Annotated in this window: 12 protein-coding genes; 7 read left to right on the top strand and 5 right to left on the bottom strand. The window is 61.4% G+C overall.

Annotated features, from left to right (window positions below):
* Window positions 1-10: 10 nt before the first annotated feature.
* The gene (locus tag CER19_RS27300) at window positions 11-970 is read right to left on the bottom strand and encodes a LysR substrate-binding domain-containing protein (protein WP_256660561.1); all 960 of its coding nucleotides are present in this window, start codon (window positions 968-970) and stop codon (window positions 11-13) included.
* Between the two features lie 94 nt (window positions 971-1,064).
* Between CER19_RS27300 and CER19_RS27295 the strand changes: the two genes are divergently transcribed.
* The 5 genes from CER19_RS27295 (at window position 1,065) to CER19_RS27275 (ending at window position 6,370) form a co-directional block, all read left to right on the top strand.
* Window positions 1,065-2,249, top strand: a complete 1,185-nt coding sequence (locus CER19_RS27295) for an MFS transporter (RefSeq protein ID WP_116668660.1) — start codon at window positions 1,065-1,067, stop codon at window positions 2,247-2,249.
* Window positions 2,250-2,313: 64 nt separating this feature from the next.
* Window positions 2,314-3,033: an SDR family oxidoreductase gene (locus CER19_RS27290; protein WP_116668659.1), complete on the top strand. Its 720-nt coding sequence runs from the start codon at window positions 2,314-2,316 to the stop codon at window positions 3,031-3,033.
* 65 nt (window positions 3,034-3,098) lie between these two features.
* On the top strand, window positions 3,099-3,581 hold the full coding sequence (locus CER19_RS27285) for a VOC family protein (RefSeq protein WP_116668658.1): 483 nt from the start codon (window positions 3,099-3,101) through the stop codon (window positions 3,579-3,581).
* A 249-nt stretch (window positions 3,582-3,830) separates the two neighbouring features.
* Window positions 3,831-5,207 carry a cystathionine beta-synthase gene (locus tag CER19_RS27280; RefSeq protein WP_116668657.1) on the top strand — a complete coding sequence of 459 codons (1,377 nt, stop codon included), beginning with the start codon at window positions 3,831-3,833 and terminating at the stop codon, window positions 5,205-5,207.
* Window positions 5,204-6,370, top strand: a complete 1,167-nt coding sequence (locus CER19_RS27275) for a cystathionine gamma-synthase (RefSeq protein WP_116668656.1) — start codon at window positions 5,204-5,206, stop codon at window positions 6,368-6,370. Before CER19_RS27280 ends, CER19_RS27275 begins: the two co-directional genes overlap by 4 nt.
* Window positions 6,371-6,533: 163 nt before the next feature.
* Here CER19_RS27275 and CER19_RS27270 read toward each other — a convergent pair whose 3' ends face one another.
* Window positions 6,534-8,732, bottom strand: a complete 2,199-nt coding sequence (locus tag CER19_RS27270) for an OsmC domain/YcaO domain-containing protein (RefSeq protein ID WP_116668655.1) — start codon at window positions 8,730-8,732, stop codon at window positions 6,534-6,536.
* Between the two features lie 252 nt (window positions 8,733-8,984).
* On the opposite strand from CER19_RS27270, the gene CER19_RS27265 reads away from it, so the two are divergent.
* Together CER19_RS27265 and CER19_RS27260 are read left to right on the top strand one after the other, a co-directional pair.
* On the top strand, window positions 8,985-9,545 hold the full coding sequence (locus CER19_RS27265) for a cysteine hydrolase family protein (protein WP_116668654.1): 561 nt from the start codon (window positions 8,985-8,987) through the stop codon (window positions 9,543-9,545).
* Between the two features lie 14 nt (window positions 9,546-9,559).
* Window positions 9,560-10,603, top strand: a complete 1,044-nt coding sequence (locus CER19_RS27260) for an FAD-binding oxidoreductase (RefSeq protein WP_116668653.1) — start codon at window positions 9,560-9,562, stop codon at window positions 10,601-10,603.
* Window positions 10,604-10,609: 6 nt separating this feature from the next.
* On the opposite strand, the gene CER19_RS27255 is transcribed toward CER19_RS27260, so the two are convergent.
* The 3 genes from CER19_RS27255 to CER19_RS27245 are packed head-to-tail and all read right to left on the bottom strand — an operon-like array spanning window position 10,610 to window position 12,325.
* On the bottom strand, window positions 10,610-11,059 hold the full coding sequence (locus CER19_RS27255) for an NUDIX hydrolase (protein ID WP_116668652.1): 450 nt from the start codon (window positions 11,057-11,059) through the stop codon (window positions 10,610-10,612).
* Window positions 11,052-11,849 (bottom strand): nucleotidyltransferase domain-containing protein, encoded by a 798-nt coding sequence (locus CER19_RS27250; RefSeq protein WP_116668651.1) that lies wholly within the window; start codon window positions 11,847-11,849, stop codon window positions 11,052-11,054. Before CER19_RS27250 ends, CER19_RS27255 begins: the two co-directional genes overlap by 8 nt.
* Window positions 11,846-12,325: an ATP-binding protein gene (locus CER19_RS27245; protein WP_116668650.1), complete on the bottom strand. Its 480-nt coding sequence runs from the start codon at window positions 12,323-12,325 to the stop codon at window positions 11,846-11,848. The genes CER19_RS27250 and CER19_RS27245 overlap by 4 nt, the downstream gene beginning before the upstream one ends.
* Window positions 12,326-12,385 lie beyond the last annotated feature (60 nt).

Here is a 12,385-nt window from a genome sequence, read left to right as displayed (position 1 = left end):
TCGTCTACTGTTAAATCACCATGCTCGCGCGCCCAGGTGTCCCCCACCATGCATACGAGCGCACGCTAAGAAGGAAAAACCGAGCAGCCCCCCCCCACAAAAACCCCACACCCGCCCACCCCCCCGCCCCCAGCGCCCCCCCCCCACCACACCCCCCAGAAACCGGCCCCACACCCCCGAGTATAACCCCCCACAGAACCCCCCCCCCCGCCCGCCGCCTCACCTCCTCCACCACACTAAACGCCCCAATCCTCGCTACCCCCGCCCCCAACTTCGCCAACTGCGCCAATGCTTCCCCACTATTCCCTTCAATCGTCCCCGCCACCTTCAGCGAAAACTCCCGCCCCTCCACCCGAAACGGCCAATCCGGCGCCGCCCTGCGGAAGTTGAAGCGCAGGCAGTTGTGCTGCAGTAAATCCTGCGGCGTCACGGGAGTGCCATGCCGTGCCAGGTATTCCGGTGAGGCGACGATAACCTGCCCGGTAGAGCCGATAAGGCGAGCAGTCAGGGGGCTGTCAGCGAGGGGGCCGAAGCGGATGGCGACGTCGGCCTGGCCGCCGAGAATATCCACCACTTCATCGCCGAGCATCAGGTCGACGACGATGGCGGGATAGCGAGCGCTGAAGGCGGCAATCAGGGGGACGATGGTCATGCGGCCGTGGGCCAGTGCGGCGCTGACGCGCAGGCGTCCGCGTGGGGCGCCCTGGTCGGTAATGGCGTCTTCGACTTCGGCCATGTCGGCGAGGATGCGCCGGGCGCCGCGCAGGTAGGCTTCGCCTTCGACGGTGAAGGTGATGGCGCGGGTGGTGCGCAGCAGCAGGCGAGTGCCTATGCGCTGTTCGGTGCGGGTGATGATGCGGCTGATGGCCGATGGGGTCAGCCCCAACGCCCTGGCCGCACCCGACAGACTGCCGTGCTCGGCGACCATAGTGAAGACTTCCATCTCTCCCGAGCGCCCGCCGATGTCCATTTGTGCCTCCCGCGCAAAGCTGTAGTTCCCAACCAAGGGCTACTGCTGTAAAAGGCAGGATTGTAGCATTTGGCTCACAGATGAGGAGTCACCCATGCGTATCAATCCCCCCCTTGTAGCATTGTCCGTCGGTGCCTTTGGCATCGGAGTCACAGAGTTTGCCCCTATGGGCATGTTGCCCGGTATCGCCGCTGATCTTGGCGTTTCCATCCCCGCTGCGGGGCTGTTGGTAAGCGCCTACGCCATGGGCGTGTTGATTGGCGCGCCGATCATGACCCTGGCGACGGCCAGGGTGCCCCGCCGTTATCTGCTGATCGGGCTGATGGCGATTTTTACCCTGGGTAATTTGCTGTCGGCATTGGCCAGCAACTACCAGACGCTGATGATCGCCAGGCTGGTGACGTCGCTCAATCACGGAGCGTTCTTTGGGATTGGCTCGATTGTGGCCGCAAGCCTGGTGGCGCCCGAGAAGCGCGCGGGCGCTGTGGCGGCGATGTTCATGGGGCTGACCCTCGCAACCATTGGCGGCGTGCCCCTGGCGACCTGGTTTGGCGAGAACTTCGGTTGGCGTACCGCGTTCTGGGGCATCAGTGGGCTTGGCGCGGTGGTCATGGCCGCGCTGTGGTGGGCCTTGCCCAATACTCCCGCGCCCAAGGGTGGCGGGCTGATGGCGGAAATCCGTGTGCTGGGTCGCGGGCCGGTGCTGGCCGCGTTGGCGCTGACCGTGGTGGGCTCGAGTGCGATGTTTACGGTATTCACCTACATCGCGCCGATTTTGCGCGACGTCACCCACGCTTCGACCAACTTCGTCACCGGGATGCTGGTGCTGTTCGGAGTCGGGCTCACCCTGGGCAATGTGTGGGGTGGCAAGTCAGCGGACCGCTCGGTGGACCGCACCCTGATCATCTCGCTGGTGGTGTTGATTGCCGTGCTGTTGGCCTTCTCGGTCCTCATGCAATGGCCGCTGCCCGCCGCCTTGTCGATCCTGCTGTGGGGTGCTGCCAGCTTTGCCCTGGTGCCGCCGCTGCAGATGCGGGTGATGGAGGCTGCCAAAGACGCGCCTAACCTGGCTTCGGCGATGAACATTGGTGCGTTCAATTTTGGTAATGCGATTGGTGCGGCGTTGGGGGGTGCAGTGCTCAACGCTGGGCTGGGCTACCCGGCTATTTCTCTGGCAGGCGCAATCATGGCTGGGCTGGGTTTGTTGATGGTGCTGGGTTTGGGCTGGCGTGCGCGGCGTGCAGGTTTGCAGACTTGCCCGGAAGCGGTGCGAGCGTAAGCACACGCTGGAAAGCCCGATCCAACTGCCTTATAACTACGCCCTTCAGTCAAGGAGACGCGTAATGAAAACCATGGTAGTTGGCGCCAGCAAAGGCCTGGGCAAAGCCCTGATCGAGGGGTTGGGCGAAGCCGGGGATACGCTGATCGGTGTATCCCGCAGCCGTCCTGACCAGCTCAACCACAAGGCTGATGTGCAGGTGCACTGGATCGAAGCCAACCTGGCCGAACCCGCCAAAGCTGCTCAGACCATTGAAGCTTCGGTAGCCGAGAGCGGGCTGGATACTCTGATTTACAACCTGGGTATCTGGGAAGAGTTTGCCTTCGATCCGGCGTACAGCTTTTTGGCCGACAGTGATGAGCAGCTCGAAGCCATTGTCACGTGCAACATCACCTCTACTTTGTTGTTGATCAAACGCCTGCTGCCGGTGCTGCTCAACAGCGCCAACCCACGGATCATCCTGACCGGCTCCACCTCCGGCCTGCCGCAAAGCGGCCGCCCTGAGGTGGCCTTTGGTGCCTCCAAGTTTGCGCTGCGCGGGATTGCCGATGCCTTGCGTGAAGGTTATCGGCATCGTCGCCTGGGCGTGACCTGCCTGAACCTCGGTTACCTGAACACCGAAGACCCGTTGAGCGCCCCCCTCGCAGTGGCGGCGCAGCGCAGTGAAGGTCAGTTGATCCCCGTACATGACGTGGTGCAGGTGGTGCGCATGACGCTGAGCTTGTCGCCGGCCAGTTTCGTCAAGGACATCACCTTGCCGGCGATTCTGGATGAGCGGTTTTAGACGGAGAAGAACGCCTGCGGCTATCGTCTAGACTTCATACACCTTTCAACCCGAGGAGCCTTGCGATGAACAACAAGAATACGATCTGCCTCTGGTACAACGGCGATGCCCTGGAGGCAGCGACTTTTTACGCCAAGACCTTCCCAGACAGCGAAGTAAAGGCTGTACACCGTGCGCCTGGCGACTACCCGGCTGGCAAGCAGGGTGATGAGTTGACCGTGGAGTTCACCGTACTAGGCATCCCCTGCGTGGGTCTCAATGGGGGCCCCCTGTTCAAGCACAGTGAGGCGTTTTCCTTTCAGGTGTCTACCGAGGATCAGGAGGAAACTGACCGTTTGTGGCATGCCATCATCGACAACGGTGGGCAGGCGAGTGCTTGCGGTTGGTGCAAGGACAAGTGGGGGCTGTCGTGGCAGATCTCGCCGAAGGTGTTAGTCGATGCAGTTACCAGCAAAGATCCTGCCGTCGCCAAGCGTGCGTTTGAGGCGATGATGACCATGACCAAGATCGACATTGCTACCATCGAAGCCGCCATTGCCGGGAACTGAACTGTGGGAGCGCTCGAGCCTTGGCGAGACCGCGATGGCGGTGGGTCAGGCAACATAAATGCCGACAGTACCGCCGCCATCGCAGGCAAGCCAGCTCCCACATTTGGATTGCGCGCCCTCCCCCATGCGGCAAAAAAAGTCATACAACGGACGCCCGGTTGCGACACGGGCGATACCGGCCTATGTTCCAAGCCATGCTGTTTTTTTGCTGTCCCCCGCCCTACGCCCATCCCGTAACCAGGAGACGACATGCCCACGCCTTCACGTCCTGCCGTACTCGAACTGATCGGCAACACCCCGCTGGTCAAGGTCAGCCGCTTCGATACCGGCCCCTGCACGCTGTTTCTCAAGCTTGAATCGCAAAACCCCGGCGGTTCCATCAAGGACCGCATCGGCCTGGCGATGATCGACGCCGCTGAACGCGACGGTCGTTTGCGCCCTGGCGGTACCATCATTGAAGCCACCGCCGGCAATACCGGCCTGGGCCTGGCACTGGTGGGCCGGGCCAAGGGTTACCGGGTGGTGTTGGTGGTGCCCGACAAGATGTCCACGGAAAAGGTGCTGCACCTCAAGGCCATGGGCGCCGAGGTGCATATCACCCGCTCCGATGTGGGCAAGGGCCATCCCGAGTATTACCAGGATGTGGCGGCACGTTTGGCCAAAGATATTCCAGGCTCGTTCTTCGCCGACCAGTTCAATAACCCGGCCAACCCCTTGGCCCACGAAACCAGCACCGCGCCGGAGATCTGGGCGCAGACCCAGCACGACGTGGACGCCATCGTGGTGGGCGTCGGCTCGGCCGGCACCCTCACCGGTTTGACGCGTTTCTTCAAGCGCGTGCAACCCGAGCTGGCCATGGTGCTGGCCGACCCGGTCGGTTCGGTGATGGCCGAATACAGCCGCAGCGGCAAGTTGGAAACCCCTGGTTCCTGGGCCGTTGAAGGAATAGGCGAGGACTTCATCCCCTCGATCGCCGACCTGTCCAGCGTGCGTCACGCCTACTCCATCAGCGATGCCGACAGCTTCGACCACGCCCGCCAATTACTCAAGGCCGAAGGTATCCTCGGCGGCTCATCCACCGGCACCCTGCTCGCGGCTGCCTTGCGCTACTGCCGCGAGCAAACCGAACCCAAGCGCGTGGTGACCTTTGTCTGCGACACCGGCACGCGCTACCTGTCGAAGGTTTACAACGACCAGTGGATGAACGACGCCGGCCTGCTGCAGTACAAACACTACGGCGACCTGCGCGACCTGATCGCGCGCCGCTTCGAAGACGGCCGCGTGATCAGCGTGAGCCCAGGCGACACCCTGCTCACCGCCTTCCAGCGCATGCGCCTGGCGGACGTGTCGCAACTGCCGGTGCTGGTCGATGGCCAGACCCTGGTGGGCGTGATCGACGAGTCCGACATCCTGCTGGGCCTGCACCACGACGCCGCAGACTTTTCCATGACCGTCGCCAGCGCCATGACCAACACCCTGCACACCCTGGCCCCCAGCGCCAGCCTGGCCGAACTTCAGGCAGAGCTGGATCGCGGCCTGGTCGCCATCATTGCCGATGCCTCAGGCTTTTATGGCCTGATCACCCGCGTCGACCTGCTTAACCACCTACGGAGATCCCTTGCATGAGCCAGCCCGATAAAAGCGCGTTTGCCACCCGTGTGATCCACGCCGGGCAGTCACCCGACCCGACCACGGGCGCGCTGATGCCGCCGATCTACGCCAACTCCACCTACCTGCAAGACAGCCCCGGCGTGCACAAGGGCTTTGACTATGGCCGCTCCCATAACCCCACGCGCTTTGCCCTGGAACGCTGCGTGGCCGACCTTGAAGGCGGCAGCCAGGCGTTTGCGTTTGCCTCGGGGCTGGCGGCGATCTCCACCGTGCTGGAACTTCTGGATGCCGGTGCGCACATCGTCTCGGGCAACGACCTGTATGGCGGCACCTTCCGTCTGTTCGACAAAGTGCGCCAGCGCAGTGCCGGGCACCACTTCAGCTATGTCGACCTGAGCGACTTGTCGGCGTTTGAAGCGTCATTGCAGGACGACACGCGCATGGTCTGGGTCGAAACCCCAAGCAACCCGCTGCTGAGCCTGACCGACCTGCGCGCCGTCGCCCGCATCTGCCGTGCCCGCGGGATTATCTGCGTGGCCGACAACACCTTTGCCAGCCCCTGGATCCAGCGCCCGCTGGAGTTGGGCTTCGACATCGTGGTGCACTCCACCACCAAATACCTCAATGGGCATTCTGATGTGATCGGTGGTATCGCTGTTGTTGGTAACAACGCTGAATTGGCCGAACGCCTGGGCTTCCTGCAAAACTCCATCGGCGCCATCGCCGGGCCGTTCGATGCCTTCCTGACCCTGCGCGGGGTAAAAACCCTGGCGCTGCGCATGGAGCGCCATTGCAGCAATGCCCTGGACCTGGCCACCTGGCTGGAACAGCAACCGCAAGTGGCGCGGGTGTATTACCCCGGCCTGAAATCCCACCCGCAGCACGAGCTGGCCAAGCAGCAAATGCGCGGTTTTGGCGGGATGATTTCGGTGGATTTGAACAGTGACCTGGCCGGTGCCAGGCGCTTTCTTGAGAACGTCAGCATCTTCGCCCTGGCCGAGAGCCTGGGTGGTGTGGAAAGCCTGATCGAACACCCGGCGATCATGACGCACGCGAGCATCCCGGCGGCCACGCGGGCGCAGTTGGGGATCGGTGATGGGTTGGTGCGGTTGTCGGTAGGGGTTGAGGATGTGGAGGATCTGCGAGCGGACTTAGCCCAAGCCTTGGCACACATCTAACGATCAAAAATGTGGGTGGGGGGCTTGCCCACTGTAGGAGCGAGCTTGCTCGCGAAAAACCAATAGGCGCCGCGTTTATTCAGGAAACACGCGTTATCGTTGACGTTTTTCGCGAGCAAGCTCGCTCCTACAGGGGGCTCCAGGGCAGCCCCCCGCCCACATTTCAGCGCGCGGTGATGTTGGCCCGCGCCGCATGCAGCTTCTTGTAGCTGTCAATCAGGCGCAAATGCCGGTCCAGGCCTTCCAGCTTCATGCTGGTCGGCGTCAGCCCATAAAAGCGCACACTGCCGTCGACCGAGCCGATCACCGCGTCCATGCGCTCATTACCGAACATGCGCCGGAAGTTGGCCTCGTAGTCAGCCAGTTCCAGATCGTCATCCAACTCCATTTCCAGCACCGCATTCATCGCCTGGTAGAACAACCCACGCTCAACCGTGTTGTCGTTGTACTGCAGGAACATCTCCACGCACTCCTTGGCCTCTTCATATTGCTGCAAGGCCAGGAAGATCAGCAGCTTGAGTTCCAGAATGGTCAGTTGGCCCCATGCCGTGTTGTCATCGAACTCGATGCCAATCAGCGTAGTGATGTCGGTGTAGTCGTCCAGCTCGCTTTCTATCAGGCGCTCGACCAACGCCTGCAACTCCTCCTCGTTGAGGCGGTGCAGGTTGAGGATGTCTTCGCGGAAAAACAGCGCCTTGTTGGTGTTGTCCCAGATCAGGTCGTCCACCGGGTAGATTTCCGAGTAGTCCGGCACCAGGATGCGGCAGGCGGTAGCGCCCAGGTGCTCATACACCGCCATGTAGGACTCTTTGCCCATGCCTTCGAGGATGCCGAACAGCGTAGCGGCTTCCTGGGCGTTGGAGTCTTCGCCCTGGCCGGAGAAGTCCCACTCGACGAATTCATAATCGGACTGGGCACTGAAGAAGCGCCACGACACCACGCCGCTGGAGTCAATAAAGTGCTCCACGAAGTTGTTCGGCTCGGTGACCGCCTGGCCTTCGAAGGTCGGCTGCGGCAGGTCGTTCAAGCCTTCGAAGCTGCGGCCTTGCAACAGCTCGGTGAGGCTGCGTTCCAGCGCCACTTCCAGGCTCGGGTGCGCGCCGAACGAAGCGAACACGCCGCCGGTGCGCGGGTTCATCAAGGTCACGCACATTACCGGGAACTCTCCGCCCAGGGACGCGTCCTTGACCAGCACCGGAAAGCCCTGGGCTTCCAGGCCTTCGATGCCCGCCAGGATCCCGGGGTACTTGGCCAGCACTTCGGCGGGTACGTCCGGCAGCGCAAATTCGCCTTCGATGATTTCGCGCTTCACCGCCCGTTCGAAAATCTCCGACAGACACTGCACCTGGGCTTCGGCCAAGGTGTTGCCCGCGCTCATGCCGTTGCTCAGGTAGAGGTTTTCGATCAGGTTGGACGGGAAATACACTACCTCGCCATCGGACTGACGCACGAACGGCAGCGAGACAATGCCACGGGCTTCGTTGCCGGAGTTGGTGTCAAACAGATGCGAACCGCGCAGCTCGCCCTCGCGGTTGTAGACTTTCAGGCAGTAAGCATCGAGGATTTCACTCGGCAGCTCATCGTTGGGGCCCGGCTGGAACCAACGCTCGTCCGGGTAATGCACGAACGGCGCGTTGGCCAGGTCCTCGCCCCAGAACTGGTCGTTGTAGAAGAAGTTGCAGTTCAGGCGCTCGATGAACTCACCCAGCGCCGACGCCAACGCGCCCTCTTTTGTCGCGCCTTTGCCGTTGGTAAAGCACATCGGCGAATGGGCGTCGCGGATATGCAGCGACCACACGTTGGGCACGATATTGCGCCACGAAGCGATCTCGATCTTCATGCCCAGGCCCGCGAGAATCGCCGACATGTTGGCGATGGTCTGCTCCAGCGGCAGGTCCTTGCCGGCAATGTAGGTGCCCGCTGCGGACGTGGAGTTGGGCATCAACAACGCCTGGGCATCGGCGTCGAGGTTCTCGACTTCCTCAATCACGAATTGCGGCCCGGCCTGCACCACTTTTTTCACGGTGCAACGGTCGATGGAACGCAGGATGCCCTGGCGGTCCTTGTCGGAGATGTCTGCGGGCAATTCGACCTGGATCTTGAAAATCTGGTTGTAGCGGTTTTCCGGGTCGACGATGTTGTTCTGCGACAAGCGAATATTCTCGGTGGGAATATTGCGCGTCTGGCAGTACAACTTCACAAAGTACGCCGCACACAACGCCGACGAAGCCAGGAAGTAGTCGAATGGCCCCGGTGCCGACCCATCGCCCTTGTAGCGGATGGGCTGGTCGGCAATGACCGTGAAGTCATCGAACTTGGCTTCAAGCCGAAGGTTGTCGAGAAAGTTGACCTTAATTTCCATGCGGGCACACCAGAATAACGAGCTAAACAAATTGGCCGCCATTATGAAGCGTTTCGCCGGGAAGTCTCAGGGTTTTGCGTATGGGCTGCTGATCGGTGCTAATGTCCAACCTGTGGGAGCGGGCTTGCTCGCGAATGCATGCTGTCAGTTGATAAACACGTCACTGATAGACCGCATTCGCGAGCAAGCCCGCTCCCACATTTGGACTGCGTTATACCCGTTAGATAATGCTCACCACTGCCAGGACAGGCCATGGAACCGATAGCGCCGAACGCCGCATTGTTGATCATCGATATGCAAAAAGGCATGGCCGATCCCACCCTTGGGCGCCGCAACAACCCAGACGCTGAGCTGCACATACAGCAATTGCTCAATGCCTGGCGCCAGGCGCAACGCCCGATCATTCATGTGCGGCATATCTCCCGCTCTGCCGCTTCGGTGTTCCGGCCAGGCCAACCTGGCTGTGAGTTCCAGGATGCGCTGCACCCCCTGGCCCACGAGCATGTGGTGGAAAAAAACGTACCGGATGCATTCAGCGCCACGGGCCTGGAACGCTGGCTGCACCTGCGCTCGATCCAGCAGTTGGTAATCGTCGGGGTCATCACCAACAATTCAGTGGAATCCACCGCACGCTCGGGCGGCAACCTGGGGTTCGACGTGATCGTGGCGGCGGATGCCTGTTTTACCTTCGATCAAACCGACTTGTCGGGGCGGCTGTGGGCCGCAGAAGATGTGCATGCGTTGTCGCTGAGTAACTTGGCAATGGACTATGCCAGGGTGCTCAACACCGGGGAAATCCTGGCACGCCAATAACAAGGACGGCAGATATGGTTCAAGGCAAACGTATTGTGGTCATTGGCGCCGGTATCGTGGGGGCTTCACTGGCCTACCACCTGGCCGGCAAGGGCGCGAACGTGACGGTGGTCGATGCCGGCGATGTTGCGTCCGGGGTCACGGCTACTTCATTCGCCTGGATCAACACCACCCACAACGCGCCTGACCCCATTGCCTCTTTGCGCAGTGCAGCTATCCGCGAGTATCACCGCTTGGAACAGGAGCTGCCCAGCGTAAAAATTCGTTGGACGGGCGCCCTGTGTTATGGCACTGACACCCAACCGGCGATGGCTTTACGGGTCACCCGCGAGCGTATTCGCGAGCTTGAACCGCAGTTGAAAAAACCGCCCGAGCACGCGCAGTTCAAAGCCGAAGAAGGCGCGTTGGACGCGGTACGCACCACCCAGGCGTTAATAACGGGGGCCCAGGCCCACGGCGCCAAGCTGCTGACGCATACGCGGGTGTTGGGCTTCAAGACTCAGGGTTCACAGGTCACCGGCGTTGAAACCCGCCTAGGCGTCATCAATGCTGACGTAGTGGCGCTCGCCGCCGGAACGGGCACCCCAGCGCTAACGAAGCTGCTGGGTTTTCCCTTGCCGATTGACGCCTCCCCCGCGATCTTTATCCGCTACAGCGCCCCGTCCGGCATCGTGCGCACGCTTATTTCCAATGCGGCAATGGAGGTGCGCGAAAGTGCCGAAGGTATCTGGCTGGCAGCGGAAGACTACCTGGGCGATGCCGCGCACAACCAACCGGCCGCCATTGCCCTGCGCACCGCCCGCGCCATTGCGGATGAGCTCGAAGGCATCACGTCTATCGAGCCACAATTGGCCTGCGTCGGGCTCAGGCCCATGCCGGAAGATGGCATTCCCATCATTGGCGAGTTGCCAGGCCTCAGCGGTACGTATGTCTGCGCGATGCATCCCGGGGTAACGTTAGCGGCCATCGTCGGGCGGCTGGCCAGTGAAGAGATCATGGATGACAGGGCCTGCCCCGCCCTGGCCGCTTGCAGGCCGCACCGATTCTTTCCCCGCTAGAAACGGCTAAAACACCCCGGCATCTTCCAGCATTTGCGGTAACGCCTGCGGCCATACCGTATCGCTCGTCGCGCGTAGGGCCTCTGCCGACCACCAGCGATGATCCGCCATCACTTGGGCCTCCTGTACCGTCCACTCGGCCCTGGATAACGCCTCGCTGGGCGCATGCACAACGAAGTACCGCTCAACCGCCAGCACCGTTTCGCCGCAGGGTAGCATCAAGGTCACGTTGCGCTCTGCTACACATTCCCCGACGCTACTGACGGTGATCCCGGTCTCTTCGCGCAACTCACGAATCGCGGCGCAGTGAAAGCTCTCCCCCGCCTCCACGCCACCGCCCGGCGTGGCCCAGTAATCCTGGCCGGCCAGGGCGCCGTCTTTATGCACGAAGCGAAACAGCAACACTTGCTGTGCAGGGTTTATGACCAGTAATCGTGCGGCTTTGCGTTCACGCATCTGATTGATTCCTTTCTATGAGGGCCGAAACCATCCAGCTCAGAAACGCCCGTAGGCGTGTCGTAAATGCCTCGCCCTCGGCGCTCGGGTTGCGTGCTTCAAACAGGAAGTAGGCGATTTGCACGCGCATGTTCGGGTAATGCTGAACGAACAGCCCGACGTAGTCTTCCAGGGTTTGCGGCCAGGTTTGCGCATCCTCGGCTCGCAGGGTGTGGGTAGCGCGGATCAAGGCCCGCGATGCTTCCCGCTGCAGGCCAAGCCGTGTGTGTTCAGTGCTGGCCTGTTCGATACGCACCAGGTACGCCGTAAGCGCCTGTTCAAAATCGCCGTTGACCGCCAGGGCGATTGCGCGAGACGGGCGAAACGGCTCGAAGTGCAGTGACAGGTCTTCGCCCCAGAGACAGCGGCAATGATGTTTGAGCCAGAAGCCCCAACTGTTTCGGTTCTCGGGCGCCAACACCTGGGCGCGGTGGCCGATATCAAAGTCGATCTTGGTGACTTGGGGATGCCGTTGCCCCAAGACGAGTCGGGCCGACTCCAATTGTTCAAGCACGGGCGCATCCGGTGGTTCGACGAGTATCAGGGAAAGGTCAAGATCAGAAATGCCGGTCTCACCTTCGCCCCGTGCGATGCTGCCATACAGGTAAATCCCGTGCAGCCCGAGCTCAGGCCGGGACAAGGTAGCGCAAATGTCCGTCAGCAGGGGCTGGAACTCGGGTTGTATAGGCCCATCGGCGACGTTGAGGATATAGCCGTCGGCATCGATACCAGCAGGTTTTTGGGTGGTCACGGGCGATGCACCTCAATCACCAACCCTTCCTCTTCCCTCGGCACACTGAAATGGCGAGTGATCAGGTCGAACTCGGCATCGGTGGCGGCAAAGTCGTGGTCACCTCGGGCGTTGCGCGCATGCAGGCGCGCACGACAGGTGGCATCGTCCAGCTCCAGGTAATGCAGGCAGTGCGGCACCTTGGCTGCCTGGGCCAGGCCGAGTAACCATTGACGATTGGCCAGGGTATTGGCCGGAAAATCCAGCACCACATTGACGCCGCACGCCAACAGATCGATCACCAGCGGCTCAAGTACCCCACGAACCTGTTGGGCACAGCGCAGGTATTCGGCAATGCTCTGGATTTCAGCAGGGTAGAGACTGGCCAGCCACTGGTCTTCGCTGAGCACAATGGCTGCGTGCTCCGCGGCAAGGGTCTTGGCGAGTGTGGACTTACCGGAGGCGATCTTGCCGCATAACAGGTGCAGGGTTGGCATAAAACGATTCCTTGTTGTGGCCAAACAGGATGAGTCATGACGCTGGCGTCGTAAACACAT

The organism is Pseudomonas sp. GL93 (assembly GCF_003408955.1).
GTDB lineage: Bacteria > Pseudomonadota > Gammaproteobacteria > Pseudomonadales > Pseudomonadaceae > Aquipseudomonas > Aquipseudomonas paracarnis.
The sequence above is the reverse complement of the archived record's forward strand: the minus strand, read 5'-3'. Positions and strand labels throughout refer to the sequence as shown.